This window comes from Mycolicibacterium sp. SMGY-1XX (assembly GCF_059132455.1).
Genome location: NZ_CP101139.1, coordinates 6,242,907 through 6,258,517, shown reverse-complemented (window position 1 = coordinate 6,258,517; position 15,611 = coordinate 6,242,907). Strand labels below are relative to the sequence as shown.

The 15,611-nt window shown below is 69.4% G+C and carries 12 protein-coding genes; 11 read left to right on the top strand and 1 reads right to left on the bottom strand.

Annotation, left to right across the window (positions count from 1 at the left end; translation table 11 throughout):
* Positions 1-96 precede the first annotated feature (96 nt).
* From eccA to eccE, 11 genes are read left to right on the top strand one after another with little or no spacing between them, the layout of a single operon-like run.
* Positions 97-1,923, top strand: a complete 1,827-nt coding sequence (gene eccA, locus NL241_RS29820; protein WP_487696529.1) for a type VII secretion AAA-ATPase EccA — start codon at positions 97-99, stop codon at positions 1,921-1,923.
* Complete coding sequence (gene eccB, locus NL241_RS29815; RefSeq protein WP_487696528.1) at positions 1,920-3,440, top strand: type VII secretion protein EccB; 1,521 nt, start codon at positions 1,920-1,922, stop codon at positions 3,438-3,440. The genes eccA and eccB overlap by 4 nt, the downstream gene beginning before the upstream one ends.
* Positions 3,437-7,399 (top strand): type VII secretion protein EccCa, encoded by a 3,963-nt coding sequence (gene eccCa / locus NL241_RS29810; protein ID WP_494395846.1) that lies wholly within the window; start codon positions 3,437-3,439, stop codon positions 7,397-7,399. Before eccB ends, eccCa begins: the two co-directional genes overlap by 4 nt.
* On the top strand, positions 7,396-7,710 hold the full coding sequence (locus NL241_RS29805) for a PE family protein (RefSeq protein ID WP_487696526.1): 315 nt from the start codon (positions 7,396-7,398) through the stop codon (positions 7,708-7,710). The genes eccCa and NL241_RS29805 overlap by 4 nt, the downstream gene beginning before the upstream one ends.
* A complete protein-coding gene (locus tag NL241_RS29800) occupies positions 7,707-9,308 on the top strand; it encodes a PPE family protein (protein WP_494395845.1) in 1,602 nt (533 codons plus the stop codon). The genes NL241_RS29805 and NL241_RS29800 overlap by 4 nt, the downstream gene beginning before the upstream one ends.
* Positions 9,309-9,350: 42 nt before the next feature.
* A complete protein-coding gene (locus NL241_RS29795; protein ID WP_487696524.1) occupies positions 9,351-9,644 on the top strand; it encodes a type VII secretion protein EsxS in 294 nt (97 codons plus the stop codon).
* Positions 9,644-9,931 carry a WXG100 family type VII secretion target gene (locus NL241_RS29790; RefSeq protein WP_487696523.1) on the top strand — a complete coding sequence of 96 codons (288 nt, stop codon included), beginning with the start codon at positions 9,644-9,646 and terminating at the stop codon, positions 9,929-9,931. The genes NL241_RS29795 and NL241_RS29790 overlap by 1 nt, the downstream gene beginning before the upstream one ends.
* Positions 9,932-9,940: 9 nt before the next feature.
* Positions 9,941-10,789 carry an ESX secretion-associated protein EspG gene (locus NL241_RS29785; RefSeq protein WP_494395844.1) on the top strand — a complete coding sequence of 283 codons (849 nt, stop codon included), beginning with the start codon at positions 9,941-9,943 and terminating at the stop codon, positions 10,787-10,789.
* A gap of 25 nt (positions 10,790-10,814) precedes the next feature.
* Positions 10,815-12,224: a type VII secretion integral membrane protein EccD gene (gene eccD / locus NL241_RS29780; protein ID WP_494395843.1), complete on the top strand. Its 1,410-nt coding sequence runs from the start codon at positions 10,815-10,817 to the stop codon at positions 12,222-12,224.
* On the top strand, positions 12,221-13,564 hold the full coding sequence (gene mycP, locus NL241_RS29775) for a type VII secretion-associated serine protease mycosin (RefSeq protein ID WP_494395842.1): 1,344 nt from the start codon (positions 12,221-12,223) through the stop codon (positions 13,562-13,564). Before eccD ends, mycP begins: the two co-directional genes overlap by 4 nt.
* Complete coding sequence (eccE, locus tag NL241_RS29770) at positions 13,561-14,421, top strand: type VII secretion protein EccE (RefSeq protein ID WP_494395841.1); 861 nt, start codon at positions 13,561-13,563, stop codon at positions 14,419-14,421. The genes mycP and eccE overlap by 4 nt, the downstream gene beginning before the upstream one ends.
* Here eccE and NL241_RS29765 read toward each other — a convergent pair.
* Positions 14,418-15,596, bottom strand: a complete 1,179-nt coding sequence (locus NL241_RS29765; protein ID WP_494395840.1) for an alpha/beta hydrolase family protein — start codon at positions 15,594-15,596, stop codon at positions 14,418-14,420. The two genes, eccE and NL241_RS29765, sit on opposite strands and share 4 nt — an antisense overlap.
* Between the last annotated feature and the right edge of the window lie 15 nt (positions 15,597-15,611).

Sequence of the window (15,611 nt, the reverse complement as noted above, 5' to 3'; positions counted from 1 at the left end):
TAACTTCAGCAAAGTTAGCCTAGGCATAACTACCTTGAGGAGTCGGGCGGGGGCGGTGGTCGCGTTGTCCGATGCCGTCTTCGATCACAGGAGCCCATGAATACTCGTGTTGACACCCTGCGCGTGGACGGGGACATCGTCAGTCGGTTCGCGACGTGCTGCAAAGGGCTCGGTCTGGCGGTGTACGACCGGCGCCGGCCCGCTGACTTGTCCGCGGCCCGTTCTGGTTTCGCCGCTCTGACCAGGGTCGCCCACGACCAGTGCGACGCCTGGACGGGCCTGGCCGCCGCGGGCGATGTGTCGCTGCGGGTACTACAGGCCGTCTCATCCACCGCCGGTACCGCAGGCATCCTGCAACGCAAGGTGGAACTCGAGGCCGGGGCCCTCGGCTTCCGCTACGACACCGGGCTGTATCTCCAGTTCCGCGCCGCCGAGCCGGACGGTTTCCACCTCGCCTACGCAGCGGCCCTGGCGGCCGACGGCAAATTTGCTGAGGCCGACGCACTCGTCACGCAGGTGATCACGCGTCGCCCCAGCCTGCCCGAGGCGCGCTGGGTCGGTGCGGCCCTGCACTACCGGGCGCAACGCTGGTCGGACGTCGTGAAACTGCTGACCCCCATCGTCAACGACGGCGCGCTCGACGAGGTCTTCAGCCACGCCGCCAAGGTCACCCTGGGCACGGCGCTGGCACGGCTGGGCATGTTCGCACCGGCACTGTCCTATCTGGAAGAACCCGAAGGCCCATGCACGCTGGCCGCCACCGACGGCGCGTTGGCCAAGGCGCTGGCCCTGCGCGCCCACGGCGACGAGGAAGCCGCCGCCGAGACCCTGCAGGACCTCTACGCCGCACACCCGGAGAACCAGCAGATCGAGATCGCGCTCTCCGATCCGAGCTACCACATCGTCACCACCACCGCTGCCCGCATCGAAGCGCGCTCGGACCCGTGGGATGTCCACACCGAACCCAGCGAAGCGGACTTCGTCGACCCCGGCGCGCACGACCGCAAAGCCGAACTGCTGGCCGAAGCCGAGCAGCAACTCAGTGAGTTCATCGGCCTCGACGAGGTGAAAGACCAGGTGGCGCGCCTGAAGAGTTCGGTCGCGATGGCGCTGCTGCGCCAAGAACGTGGCCTGGCCGTCGCGCAGCGTTCACACCACCTGGTGTTCGCCGGCCCTCCCGGCACCGGTAAGACCACCATCGCGCGGGTGGTCGCCAAGATCTACTGCGGGCTGGGGCTGCTCCGGAAAGAGAACGTGCGCGAGGTGCACCGCGCCGATCTGATCGGCCAGCACATCGGTGAGACCGAGGCCAAGACCAACGCGATCATCGACAGCGCCCTCGACGGTGTGCTGTTCCTGGACGAGGCCTATGCCCTGGTGGCCACCGGAGCCAAGAACGACTTCGGGCTGGTGGCCATCGACACGCTGCTGGCCCGGATGGAGAACGACCGGGACCGACTGGTGGTGATCATCGCCGGATACCGGGCCGACCTGGACCGCTTCCTGGACACCAACGAAGGCCTGCGGTCCCGCTTCACCCGCAGCATCGACTTCCCGTCCTACAGCGCCGCCGAACTGGTGGAGATCGCCAATGCGATGGCCAAACAGCGCGACAGCGTGTTCGAGAAGGCCGCGCTCGAGGACATGCAGGAGCTCTTCACCCAGCTGGCGACATCCTCGAGTCCGGATGCCACCGGCATCGAACGTCGCAAGCTCGACATCGCCGGTAACGGGCGTTTCGTCCGCAACGTGGTGGAGCGGTCGGAGGAGGAGCGCGAGTTCCGCCTGGATCACCAGGAGCATCTGGGGCAGGGCGGCGCCGGCACGTTCACGGACGAGGAGTTGATGACGATCACCGCTAGCGACGTCCGCGGCGCGGTGGTGCCGCTGCTGCGCGGGCTGGGCCTGACGGTGCCGGCATGAGCAACGGTGACGACCGGCAGGGTTTCACCTCGCGCACCCCGGAGAACTCGAACCCGCAGCGAGTGACGTACCGGCGTGGCTTCGTCACGCGCCACCAGGTCACCGGCTGGCGTTTCGTCATGCGCCGCATCGCCTCCGGTGTCGCGATGCATGACACCCGGATGCTCGTCGACCCGCTGCGCTCCCAGTCGCGCGCGGTGCTCATGGGTGTGCTGATCCTCATCACCGGCGTCCTCGGCTGTTTCGTCTTCTCGTTCATCCGGCCCGCCGGTGCGGCGGGCAACGACGCCGTGCTGGCCGACCGCGATACCGCAGCGCTCTACGTCAGGGTCAACGACCAGTTGCATCCGGTGCTCAACCTCACCTCGGCGCGGTTGATCGCCGGCCAGGCCGTGAACCCGACCCAGGTGAAAAGCTCTGAGCTGGACCGCTTCCCGCGTGGCAGCATGATCGGGATCCCCGGCGCTCCCGAACGTATGGTGCAGGCCGCCGGACACGACGCCAACTGGACTGTCTGCCAGGGCAGCGACGCGGTGTCCCCGGGCGTGACGGTGTTGTCCGGTGTGCCGGCCGCAGGTGGTGAGCGCGCCGCCGCGCTCGCCGCGAACCGCGCCGTGCTGGTCGACACCGGGGCGGGAACCTGGCTGCTGTGGGACGGTCGACGCAGTGCCATCGACCTCGCCGACCGCGCCGCCACCGGGGCGCTCGGATTCGGTGCGAACATCCCTGCCCCCCGCCCGATTTCGTCAGGCCTGTTCAACGCGATCCCCGAAGGCGTGCCGCTGCGGGCACCCCAGATTCCCGGTGCCGGCGAATGGGCGCAGTTCCCTGGATTGCCGGTCGGTGCGCCCATCGGTTCGGTGGTCGTCGCCTACGGCGCCGACAACACCCTGCTCTACTACGCGGTGCTGCCCGACGGTCTGCAGCAGATCTCACCGGTGCTGGCGGCGCTGTTGCGCAACAGCAACTCCTACGGTCTGCAGCAGCCGCCACGCCTGGGCGCCGACGAGATCGCCGCGCTCCCGGTATCCCGGTTGCTCGACGCCGATGCCTATCCCGCGCAGCAGCTGTCCCTGGTCGATGCGGCGAGTTCCCCTGTCACCTGCGCCAATTGGGCGAAACCCGCTGACGCCAGCACGAGCTCGCTGACGCTGCTCTCCGGCGCCGCACTTCCGGTGGCCGACGGCGTGGGCACCGTCGACCTGGTGGGCGACGGCACGGCCCGCCGAGTCGCGATCCCGGCCGGCACCGGCTATCTGGTCCAGACGGTGGCCTCCGAACCCGCGGCCCCGCCGGCCGGTGCGCTGTTCTGGGTCTCCGACACCGGCGTCCGATACGGCATCGAAGCCGCCGGAAACGCCGACGAGCTGACCAAAACCGTTGCCGCGCTGGGGTTGAACGAGCCCGCGACACCCGTCCCGTGGTCGGTGCTGTCGCTGCTCACACCCGGCCCCGCATTGTCGAAGGACGCGAGTTTGACCGCCTACCAATCAGCGAGCGGTCAGGAGATCCGATGAGCCGGTTGATTTTCGAGGCGCACCGGCGCCTGCCGCGGCCGAAGTCCGGCATGGGCACCATCACCATCGAGGCGCCGCCCGAGTTGCCGCGGGTGGTCCCGCCGTCGCTGCTGCGTCGCGCGTTGCCCTACCTCATCGTGTTGTTGATCGTGGGGATGATCGTGGCGTTGGTGGCCACCGGCATGCGGTTGATCTCTCCGACGACGTTGTTCTTCCCGTTCGTGCTGTTGTTGGCGGCCACCGCGCTGTACCGCGGTAACGACAACAAGATGCGCACCGAAGAAGTGGACGCCGAACGCGCCGATTACCTGCGTTACCTTTCGGTGGTCCGGGACAACGTGCGCGCCCAGGCCGATGCCCAGCGCGCCGCCCTGGAGTGGTCGCACCCGGACCCGGCCCAGCTGGCGCAGGTGCCGGGCTCGCGGCGCCAATGGGAACGTGACCCGCACGATTCCGACTTCCTCGTGGTCCGCGCCGGTGTTCACGACGTGCCGCTGCACACCACCTTGCGGGTCAAGGATGCCGCCGACGAAATCGACCTCGAACCGGTGTCCTACAGCGCGCTGCGCGGTCTGCTCGACGCGCAGCGGACCGTGCACGATGCCCCGGTGGGTATCGACCTGACCAAGGTCTCCCGGCTCACCGTCGTCGGCGATCCCGACGAGGCGCGGGCCGCGGTCCGGGCCTGGATCGCCCAGGCGGTCACCTGGCACGACACCGGCGTCCTCGGCGTCGCGCTGGCCAGCCCCCGTCTGGAGGACGCCGACTGGGCGTGGCTGAAATGGTTGCCGCACACCGATGTTCCCGGACAGGTCGACGGCACCGGGCCGGCCCGCTACCTGGCCGGCCACCCCGACGAGCTGATCGCCAAGATCGGGCCCGCGCTGGCCGAGCGGCCGATGTTCACCGGCTCGGCCGGCTCGGCCGATGACGCCCTGCGCCATCTGGTCATCGTCGTCGACGACCCCGGATACGACCTGAGCGGTTCGGTGCTGTCGGTGGGACTGGCCGGCGTCACGGTGGTGCAGATCTCTGAGACCACCCCCGGAGACGATCAGTATCCCGACCCCGAGCGGCCCGTCCTGCGGGTCACCGACGGCCGGATCGAGCGTTGGTTGACCGGTGGCTGGCAACCCTATGTGGACACCGCCGACGGGCTCAGCGCCGCCGAGGCCGCTCATCTGGCCCGGCAACTGTCGCGCTGGGACTCCAATCCCACGCACGCCGGACTCCGGTCGGCGGCCACCCGCGGAGCCACCTTCACCACGCTGCTCGACATCGCCGACGCCTCTCAACTCGACGTACCGACGCTGTGGGCTCCGCGCCGCCGTGAGGACGAGCTGCGGGTGCCCATCGGGGTGACAGCCACCGGCGAGCCGCTGTACTTCGATCTCAAGGACGAAGCCGAGGGCGGTATGGGACCGCACGGCCTGATGATCGGTATGACGGGTTCGGGCAAGTCGCAGACTCTGATGTCGATCCTGTTGTCGCTGTTGACCACACACCCCGCCGACCGGCTGATCGTCATCTACGCCGACTTCAAGGGTGAGGCCGGCGCCGACATCTTCCGCAACTTCCCCCAGGTGGTGGCGGTCATCTCGAACATGGCCGAGAAGAAGTCGCTGGCGGACCGGTTCGCGGACACGCTGCGCGGTGAGGTGGCACGGCGCGAGAACGTCCTGCGGGAAGCAGGCCGGCGCATCCAGGGCAGCGCCTTCAACTCGGTCACCGAATACGAGGCGGCCATCGAGGCGGGCCATGATCTGGCCCCGATGCCGACCCTGTTCGTGGTGGCCGACGAGTTCACCCTGATGCTCGCCGATCACCCCGAGTACGCCGAGCTCTTCGATTATGTGGCGCGCAAAGGCCGCTCGTTCCGCATCCACATCCTGTTCGCCTCGCAGACGCTGGATGTCGGGAAGATCAAGGACATCGACAAGAACACGTCGTACCGGATCGGCCTCAAGGTGGCCAGCTCGGCCGTCTCGCGTCAGATCATCGGCGTCGAGGACGCCTATCACATCGAATCCGGCAGGGAACACAAGGGAGTCGGGTTCCTGGTGCCCGCTCCCGGCGCCGAGCCGGTGAAGTTCCGCAGCACTTACGTCGACGGCATCTACGAGCCGCCGCGCACTCCCACGTCCTACGTGGTGCCCTCGGTGCCGGAACCCAAGCTGTTCACCGCGGGTGCCGTCGAACTCGATCAGGATGTCGTCGTGCTCGATACCGAGCAGGACTTCGCGGGCCCGCCCAAGAAGCTGATCGCGACCATCGGCGATCAGCTGTCGCACTACGGTCCACAAGCCCCGGCGCTGTGGCTGCCGCCGCTGGACGAGTCCGTGGGGCTGTCCTCGGTGCTGGCCCATGCCGGAATCGGGGAGCGGCAGTGGCGCTGGCCGCTCGGTGAGATCGACCGGCCGTTCGAGATGCGCAGGGACGCTCTGGTGTTCGACGCCCGTTCGGCGGCGGGCAACCTGGTGATCCACGGCGGCCCGAAGTCCGGCAAGTCGACGGCACTGCTGACGTTCATCCAGTCCGCCGCCGAACTGCACTCGCCCCGCGACGTGACGTTCTACTGCTTGGACTACGGCGGCGGTGCACTGCAGGAGATCTCCGATCTCGCGCACGTCGGCAGCGTTGCCTCCCCACTGGACGGGGAACGGATCCGCCGCACGTTCGGCGAGATCGAGGCGCTGCTGCGGTCACGTCAGCGGGCCGGAGACCGCGCCGTCAATGACGGGTACGGGCACGTGTTCCTGGTGATCGACAACCTGTACGCATTCGGCCGCGACAACACCGACCAGTTCAACACCCGGAACCCGTTGCTGGCCAAGGTGACCGAGCTGGCCAACGCCGGGCTGGCCTACGGAATACACGTGGTGGTCACCACGCCCAACTGGCTCGAGGTGCCGCTGGCCATGCGCGACGGTCTGGGACTGCGGCTGGAACTGCGGCTGCCCGATCCCCGCGACAGCAACGTGCGGGTCACCGGGGCGCTGCGCCGGCCGGCCGAGAGTGTGCCCGCCGACCAACCGGGCCGCGGCCTCACCATGGCGGCGGAGCAGTTCCTGTTCGCCGCACCGCAGCTGGACCGGATCGCCGAGATCAACGCGCGCTTCCCGGGTGCCGGGGCACCGCCGGTTCGGCTGCTGCCCACCGACCTGGCTCCGTCGGCGGTGGCACCGCTGTACCGGGGTCCGGAACAGGTGGTCATCGGCCAGCGCGAGGACGATCTGACGCCGGTGGTCGCCGATTTCGCCGACCAGCCCCTGCTGATGGTGTTCGGCGACACCAGGTCCGGCAAGACGACCCTGCTGCGCCACATCATCCGGACCGTGCGGGAGAACTCCACGGCCGACCGGGTGGCCTTCACCGTGATCGACCGCCGGCTGCACCTCGTCGAGGAACCCCTGTTCCCGGACAACGAGTACACGGCCAACATCGACCGGATCACCCCGGCGATGCTGGGCCTGGCGGCCATCATCGACCAGCGTCGCCCGCCCCAGGGCGTGTCCGCACAGGATCTGCAACGCTGGAGTTACTCGGGGCACACCCACTACCTGATCATCGACGATGTGGACGCCATCCCTGATGCACCTGCGATGTCGGGACCCTATGTGGGACAACGACCCTGGACACCGCTGATCGGGTTGCTGTCCCAGGCGGCCGATCTGGGCCTGCGGGTGATCGTCACCGGCCGGGCCACCGGCTCGGCGCACGCCCTGATGACCAACCCGCTGCTGCGCCGGCTGGGCGATCTGCAAGCCACCACGCTGATGTTGTCCGGAAACCCCGCCGACAGCGGCAAGATCCGCGGGCACCGGTTCACCCGGCAGCCGGCGGGCCGGGCGTTGCTGCTCGACGACAGCGACACCGCAACACACCTTCAACTCGTCAACCCGCTCGCGGGCTCCGAAGTGCAAGGGGGCCCACGGTTCAGAGGAAGGAATGAGTCATGACCCTGAGTGTGGTTCCTGAAGGACTGACTGCGGCCAGCGCCGCGGTCGAAGCCCTGACTGCCCGGCTGGCCGCAGCGCACGCCGCGGCCGCCCCTGCCATCACCGCGGTGGTGCCCGCCGCCGCCGACCCGGTGTCGCTTCAGACCGCCGCGGGGTTCAGCGCCCAGGGCGCCGAGCACGCCGGCGTCGCCGCGCAAGGGGTGCAGGAACTCGGCCGCTCCGGCCTCGGAATCGGGGAATCCGCCACCAGTTACGCCACCGGCGACGCTCAAGCCGCTCAGGCCTATCTGATCGCCCGCGGCGGCTCATGACGGCTCCCATCTGGATGGCCTCACCTCCCGAGGTGCACTCGGCGATGCTGTCGGCGGGTCCCGGCCCGGGGCCGTTGCTGGCTGCGGCGGGGGCGTGGACCGCGCTGTCCGGTGAATACTCCGCGGCGGCAGCGGAATTGACGTCGATCCTGGGCGCCGTGCAGGCCGGCGCCTGGCAAGGGCCCAGCGCCGAGCAGTACGTGGCCGCCCACGCCCCGTACCTCGCGTGGCTGACGCAGGCGAGCGCCAACAGCGCAGTTGTCGCCGCGCAACAGCAGAGCGCCGCCGCGGCCTACACGACGGCGCTGGCCACCATGCCGACCCTGGCCGAACTCGCCGCCAACCACGCGTTGCACGGCGTTCTGATGGCCACCAACTTCTTCGGCATCAACACCATCCCCATCGCGCTGAACGAAGCCGACTACGTGCGGATGTGGATCCAGGCAGCCACCGCCATGGCGACCTATCAGGCTGTGGCGGGCACCGCGCTGGCCTCGGCCCCGCGCACCACCCCGGCGCCGTTCGTGCTGACCCCCGGCGTGGGCGAGGCGGGTTCCGTGTTCGCCTCGCTCACCGGAACCACCGCGCAGGCCCAGGCCACCGAGGCGGGTTCGGCCAACGACATCGCCAACTTCCTCCAGGAGTTGCTGCGGCTGTACATGGACACCATCAATCAGCTGTTCCAGCCGCTGATCGACTTCTTCCAGGATCCGATCGGCAACTCGATCCAGCTGATCACCGACTTCCTGACCAACCCGGTGGCGGCGCTGCAGACCTGGGGGCCCTTCCTGTTCGCCGTTGCCTACCAAGCCGTTTCGTGGGTGGGCGCCTCGCTGACCTACCCGCAGCTGCTGATCCAGCCGTTGCTGGCACTGACGCTGGGCATCCTGGGTGGCCTGGCGCAGAAGCTGCTGGAGCTGCTGAAGCTGCTGGAGCTGCTGCTCAACCTGCCGCCGCTCGAAACACCCGCCGCGGCCGCACCCGCTCCGGCGAACCAGCCGAACCTCCCGGTGGCCGGCATTGCCTCACCGGGTGCCGGAGGAACCGCGGGCACCGCGGCGCCGGCCCCCGGCTCCGGCACGGCCACCGTGCCCACCGGCAGCGCACCGGCGTCGGCCGCGGCGCCGGCCGTCCCGTACGCGGTGCAGGGTATGGACCCCGATGGGGACGCGGGACCGACACTCACCGAAGGTGACAAGGCGAGGGCGCCCGCATCCGATATGGCCGCTTCGAGTTCGGCGGCGGCGCTCGCGGCCACCCAGGCGCGCCGGAAGGCGCGGCGTCGCCGCGGTGCCGAGATCAAGGATCGTGGTTTCCGCGACGAGTACATGACCATGGACGACGGTCCCGCCGCGCCGCCCGAAGACACGCCCGTCACCCGGCCCACCACCGCGCAGTCGTCACATCAGGGCGCCGGAACACTCGGTGCCTCCGGCCTCGGTGGCACCCAGACCAAGACCGGGGCGGCCGACGCTGCCGGGATGACCTCACTGGAAGGTGACTCCTTCGGCAACGGGCCCACCAGCCCGATGCTGCCGAACACCTGGACCGCCGACGGCGAAGGCGGAGAGGGGGCACCACCTGAACCACGACGCTGATACCCGAAATCCATTCTCTATCACACGAATTGGAGTCAACTGATGAGCATGCTGGATGCCCACATCCCGCAGATCGTGGCGTCGGAGTCTGCCTTTGCCGCCAAGACGGCGCTGATGCGCAGCACCCTCGCCCAGGCCGAACAGGCCGCGATGTCCGCCCAGGCCTTCCACCAGGGTGAGTCCTCGGCGGCGTTCCAGGCCGCGCACGCCCGCTTCGTCGAGGTCGCGGCAAAGGTGAACGTGCTGCTGGATCTGGCCCAGGCCAACCTCGGTGAGGCCGGCGCCACCTACGTCGCCGAGGACGCCGCCGCCGCAAGCACTTACGGAGGAATCTGATGTCGCAGATCATGTACAACTACCCGGCGATGATCGGCCACGCCGGGGAGATGTCCAGCTACGCCGGGGCGCTGCAGGCGGTCGGCGCCGACATCGCCGCCGAACAGGCGGCGTTGCAGGGCGCCTGGCAGGGGGACACCGGTCTGACCTACCAGGCATGGCAGGCGCAGTGGAACACGGCCATGGAAGAGCTCGTCCGCGCCTACCGCGCGATGGCCACCACCCACGAGACCAACACGGTCTCGATGCAGGCGCGCGACCAGGCCGAAGGGGCCAAGTGGGGCTAGTGGGAGACGATGGCTGCGCCTGACGCCGTCGAACTGACGGTCGACGCCGCCTGGTTCATCGCCGATGCCGTGGGTGCCGGCGCGTTTCCCTGGGTGCTCGGTATCACGACGCCGTATCACGACCACAGCGAACGTGATGCCTTCCGCACTGCGCAGACGCAGGAGCTGACCGAGCTCGGGGTGATCTCCGGTGAGCCCGGCCGCATCTCGCCCGCGGTCGAGGAATGGGTCCGGGTGGTCTGTTTCCCCGAGCGCTGGCTCGAGCTGCGTTGTGTCCGGGGCGGATCCGGTGAGCTGCTGCGCGGCCTCGTCGCGCGCCGCGGCGACCGCACCGTGGTGGCGTTGCGGAGCGCTCAGCTGGTGACCTTCACCGCGCTGCCGGTCACCGACCCCTACGGGCTGGTGCCGATCCTGGCTGCTGGCCTGGGCTCTCGAGACCCGGCGCGCTTCGCCGAGTTCTCACTGCCGGCCCGGGTGGGCGCGCGCGCCGACGAGCAGCTGCGCGGGGGCGCCGACCTGGCGGGCGTGCTGGACTACCTGGGTGTGCCACCGTCGGCGCGGCCCGTGGTGGAAGCGGTCTTCCGTGGACCGCGCAGCTACGTCGAAGTGGTGGCGGGGCAACGGCGTGACGGTGTCCACACGACGACCGAAGTGGGTATCGCGCTGGTGGACACCACCCAGGGCCGGCTGGTCGTGAGCCCGGCGAAGGCCTCCGACGGTGAATGGGTCTCGACCTTTGCGCCCGGCACCCCGTTCGCCATCGCTGTGGCCGTCGAGAACCTGACCGCGACGCTGCCCGACGGGCAGTGGTTCCCCGCCGCACACCTGGCGCGCGACTTCAGCGCGCGCTGGGCCTGAATTTCCAACGGAGAGAGAAGAACCGATGAGTGAGACTTCGCTGGCGCCGGTGCTGCCCATCGTCAGGGTGGCGATCCTCAGCGACAGCCGCCTGACCGAGGTGGCGTTGCCCGCCGAACTGCCGCTGCGCGAGATCCTGCCCGCGGTGCATCGGCTGCTGCCCAGCGACGCCTCCGAGACCGCGCTGCGCCGGCTGAGCCTGGCCCCGGTCGGCGGGGCACCGTTCAGCCTGGATGCCACCCTGGACACGGTGGGTGTGGTCGACGGGGACCTGCTTGCGCTGCAACCGCTTCCGAAGGGCCCGGCAGCCCCTGGCATCGTCGAGGACATCGCCGACGCCGCCGTCATCTTCTCGGCCTCCCGACTGCAGCCGTGGGGGATCCGGCACATCCAGCTGGCGGCCCGCGCGGCGGTGGTCGCGGTGATCCTGGCGATCACCGGCCTGGGGGTGGCGCACACCCTGGCCGCAGGTGAGCCCTACGGCCTCTACGCCGTCAGCGTGCTCGCGGCGGTCACGGCGGTGGCCGCACTGCTGCTGCGGGCTCGTGCCCAAGCACCCGCCGTGGAGCTGTCCATCGTCGCGCTGGCACCCATCGGTGCGGCGTTCGGGCTCGCGGTGCCAGGCGATTTCGGTGCCCCACAGCTGCTGCTCGCCGCGGCGGGGGTGACGGCATGGTCGTTGATCAGCGTGATCCTCGCCCCCGAGAACTCGGAGCGATCCAGGGCCTTCTTCACCGCGGCCAGTGTCGTCGGCGCAGGTGTATTGCTGGCGGCCGGTGCGGCGGCCCTCTGGCCGTCCCTGCCGCTGCTCACCCTGGGCTGCGGCCTGATCGTGTTGGCGCTGCTGGTGACGGTGCAAGCCGCGCAGCTGTCGGCGATGTGGGCACGCCTGCCGCTGCCGGTCATCCCGGCCCCCGGTGATCCCACGCCCTCGGCTCCCTCGGTGCAGGTGCTGCGTGATCTGCCCCGACGGGTACGGATCAGCGAAGCGCACCAGACCGGTTTCATCGCCGGAGCCGTCGTGCTGTCGGTGCTCGGTGCCGTCGCCATCGGTGGGCGTCCCGAATCACCCAGCCTGTGGGCCTGGTACGTCGTGGTGGCCACCGGCGTCGCGGCGGTGCTGCGGGCGCGGGTGTGGGACACGGTGGCCTGCAAGGCGTGGCTGCTGGCGCAACCGCATCTGGTGGCCGTGGCTCTGCTGGTGATCTTCGTCGCCTCTGACCGCTACTGGGCGGCGCTGTGGACCTCGGTGGTGCTGCTCGGCCTGGTGGCGGTGTGGATCTTCGTGGCCACCAACCCGAAACTGGCCTCCGCCGAGAGTTATTCGTTGCCGATGCGACGCCTGGTCGGGTTCCTGGCCTCCGGTGTCGACGCGTCGCTGATCCCGGTGATGGCCTACCTCGTCGGCATCTTCACCTGGATCCTCAATCGATGATCCGCCTCGGAATCCGGTGTGCGGTCGCCGGGGCAGCGGTGCTGCTCGTGGCGGCGCCGTCGGCGTGGGCCATCAGCCCGCCGGAGGTCGATCCCAACTTCGAACCCCCGCCCGGAACCACCGGTCCGGAGGCGCCGATGTCCCAGCGCGGTGAATGTGTCACCACCGGAGTCACCCAGGGGTTCGACGACGCTGCTGTGCCTGCCGCCCAATCCATGCTGAATCTGGCCGGTGCCTGGCGTTTTTCGCGTGGCGAAGGCCAGACGGTGGCGGTCATCGACACCGGCGTCCAGCCCGGCCCGCGGTTGCCGAACGTTGACGGCGGTGGTGATTACGTCGCCGGCACCGACGGCCTCACCGACTGCGACGGCCACGGCACCCTGGTCGCCGGCATCATCGCCGGGCAGCCCGGTGCGGACGGATTCTCCGGAGTGGCGCCCGCCGCACGGGTGCTGTCCATCCGGCAGACCTCGGCGATGTATGCGCCCGCCAGCCCGGACGAGGATCAAGACGCGCAGCGGGCGGGTATCGCCATCGACTCGCTGGCTCGCGCCGTCGTGCGCGCCGCCGACGAAGGCGCCCGCGTCATCAACATCTCGACGATCACCTGCGTGGGACCCGACAGCACGATCGACCAGAACCCGCTGGGCGCGGCATTGCGGTACGCGGCGATCGAGCGTGACATCGTGATCGTCGCCGCCGCGGGCGATTCCGGCCCCCAGGGAACCGGCGGCGGACTCGCGTGCCAGTCGAACCCGGGTGACTGGGCCGGCGTCACGTCGGTGTCGGTGCCGTCGTCGTGGCAGCCCTATGTGCTGTCGGTCGGCTCACTGACTCCGGAAGGACAACCGTCGCCGTTCACGATGGCGGGGCCGTGGGTGGGCATCGCCGCTCCGGGTCAGGGCATCGTCTCGGTCAGCAACTCACCGGTCGGCGGACTGGCGGACGGTCTCCCGGACAACCGTGGCGGGCTGGCCCCGATCAACGGTTCCAGTTATGCGTCGGCGTATGTATCCGGGGTGGCGGCGTTGGTGCGCAGCCGGTTCCCGGAGATGCCGGCGCGGGACGTGATCGAACGGCTCACCGGCACCGCCAGCAACGGTGCGCAAACCCCTTCGAACCTCGTGGGGGCGGGAACCGTGGATCCGGTGGCGGCACTGACATGGCAGCTGCCCGCACCCGAAGGCGACGAGGGCGTCACCCAGATCGCCGCACCTGTCGTTCCCGAACCGGTGGATCAGCGGCCCCGCAACATCGCCCTGGGCGGCACCGCGGCACTGGTGCTCGTGGTGGCTGCGACCGCACTGGCCGTGCACCGAAGAAAGGAAACCGTCCGATGACGGGCCGAATCATGTTGGCGCTGTTGGTCCTCATCCCGGCGGCGATGGCCTACCCGTGGCAGACCCCGCTGGACTGGTGGCTACTCGGTATCGCGGTGGCGGTGGTGGTCGTGGTGTTCGCGTGGTGGCGGGGGACCTTCCTGACGACGGTGCTGCGTCGCCGCCTGGCGCTGCTGCGCGGGCATGACGAACCCCGGCACCTGGTGCAGCACAGCGAGACCGACGCCCGCACCACCGTGGTGTTGCGGGTGCTCACCGGAGATGAGCACGAGCTGCCGCTGCCGACGCTGAGCAGCTATCTCGATCGGTACGGCGTCCGGTGTGAGGCCGTTCGGGTGACCCACCGGGATACGCCGGAAGGCCGCACCACGTGGGTGGGGCTCACGTTCTCCGCCGCCGCCAACCTCGCTGCCTTGCAGGCGCGTTCGGATGACATCCCGCTGCGCGAGACCGCCGAGGTGACTCTGCGCCGCCTCGCCGATCACCTCCGTGAGCTGGGCTACTCGGTGAGCACCGTCGACGTCGACGTACCCGACCTGCTGGGGTCCGCGTCCAAGGAACGGTGGAAGACCGTGCAGGACGGTGGCCAGGGTTATCTCACGTGCTATTCGGTGCCGGCCGACGATCGGCTGAGTGAGACGCTCGCCGAACTGCGGGCCACCGACGCACCCGAGGTGTGGACCGTGCTGGAGCTGACCGGGGCGCCGGCCCGCCCGGAGATCACCGCGGTCTGTGCGGTGCGCACCGCGGAAGCACCCGCCGGCGCGCCGGTCGGTGCGGTGCAGCAGCTGCGCGGACGGCAACGGCACACCCTCGCTGCGCTGCACCCGGAATCCACTGAGCTACTGAGCGTCTAGAACATGATCGGATGCAGGAACTTCGTCATCCGGCGCAGGTAGTCCTTCTGGCTGACGTGGATCAGATGGTTGCCCGGAAACCAGTGCAGCGCACAGCGATCCCAGTGCTCCCAGAGCCTCTCGGCCTGGTCGGGCGGGGCCAACCGGTCGCCGAGCCCGGTGATGATGAGCCGCCGGTCCACCGGCACCAGCGGCCGGTAGTTCAGCGGCGAATGGTAGGCCGACGCCGCCACGGACGCTTCCCTCGACACTCCACCGGCGCACCGGCCGAGGGTCACCAGTGTGCTGGCCGGCCACCAGTCGTCGAACGCGGCTTCCGGTGTCACCACCGGCACATTGGGGACAACGGCCCGGATGCGGTTGTCCACACATGCCGCCAGCGCCGAGGTGTAGCCGCCCAGCGACAGCCCGGTCACGGCCACTCTGTCGACTCCGGTGGCCTCGAGATGGTCGATGACGGAACGGAAGTCGTGGATGGCCTGCGCCATGGTCTCGGCGAATCCCGCCATGCCGTTGGCGAAGATGCCGTAACCGCTGAAAGGTGACCCCTTCTCGGCGCGTCGACCGTGGAACGGCATCAGGTACAGCAGTACGTCGTATCCCGACCGGTAGAACCACGGCAGCGAGAAGAACAGTCCGTTGGCCAGGTATGCCGACCCCATGAAACCGTGGATCACACACAGTGTCGGGCGGGGACCGTCGCCGTGACGCCAGTGCTGGGCGCGTACCACGTTGTTGCGCGACAACCCTTTCCACACGTCCCGCATATCGGGGTTGATGGCGCGGAACGAACTGTCGAATTCGAGATTCTCGACGTTGCCGTGTGCCACCCACCGAGCCACGGCGTTTGCCGGGCGCGATGTGACACTGGGCGGTGACGTGGGTGCGGGGAAGGATGCCTTGACGTCTTGTCGGCCCGCGAGTTCGGCGTAGAACGCCATCGCGTCGCGGTCCCGGGTGGCCCGCGCCGGGCGCACCACCTCCGTCAGCACCCTGGGCAGCATGGCCGCCCCGATCATCGACGCCACCGCCGTGCGCAGGCCCAGGTCGGCGACCACGGACGCATCGACGATCGCGCGTTGTGTGGACGTCAGTTCCGAGCGGTCCGGTAGACCCCGTCGGCCGGCGTCGGCGCCGGGGATGTCCAGGACGGGCGGATCTATTGGGTCAGTCACCACCGGCGATGATAA

Excerpts from the sequence above, each read along its gene's own strand:
- NL241_RS29795 (WP_487696524.1), top strand. The coding sequence starts at position 9,351 with ATGAGCATGCTGGATGCCCACATCCCGCAGATCGTGGCGTCGGAGTCT.
- eccE (WP_494395841.1), top strand. The coding sequence starts at position 13,561 with ATGACGGGCCGAATCATGTTGGCGCTGTTGGTCCTCATCCCGGCGGCG.
- eccB (WP_487696528.1), top strand. The coding sequence starts at position 1,920 with ATGAGCAACGGTGACGACCGGCAGGGTTTCACCTCGCGCACCCCGGAG.
- NL241_RS29800 (WP_494395845.1), top strand. The coding sequence starts at position 7,707 with ATGACGGCTCCCATCTGGATGGCCTCACCTCCCGAGGTGCACTCGGCG.
- NL241_RS29805 (WP_487696526.1), top strand. The coding sequence starts at position 7,396 with ATGACCCTGAGTGTGGTTCCTGAAGGACTGACTGCGGCCAGCGCCGCG.
- eccD (WP_494395843.1), top strand. The coding sequence starts at position 10,815 with ATGAGTGAGACTTCGCTGGCGCCGGTGCTGCCCATCGTCAGGGTGGCG.
- eccA (WP_487696529.1), top strand. The coding sequence starts at position 97 with ATGAATACTCGTGTTGACACCCTGCGCGTGGACGGGGACATCGTCAGT.
- eccCa (WP_494395846.1), top strand. The coding sequence starts at position 3,437 with ATGAGCCGGTTGATTTTCGAGGCGCACCGGCGCCTGCCGCGGCCGAAG.
- mycP (WP_494395842.1), top strand. The coding sequence starts at position 12,221 with ATGATCCGCCTCGGAATCCGGTGTGCGGTCGCCGGGGCAGCGGTGCTG.
- NL241_RS29785 (WP_494395844.1), top strand. The coding sequence starts at position 9,941 with ATGGCTGCGCCTGACGCCGTCGAACTGACGGTCGACGCCGCCTGGTTC.
- NL241_RS29790 (WP_487696523.1), top strand. The coding sequence starts at position 9,644 with ATGTCGCAGATCATGTACAACTACCCGGCGATGATCGGCCACGCCGGG.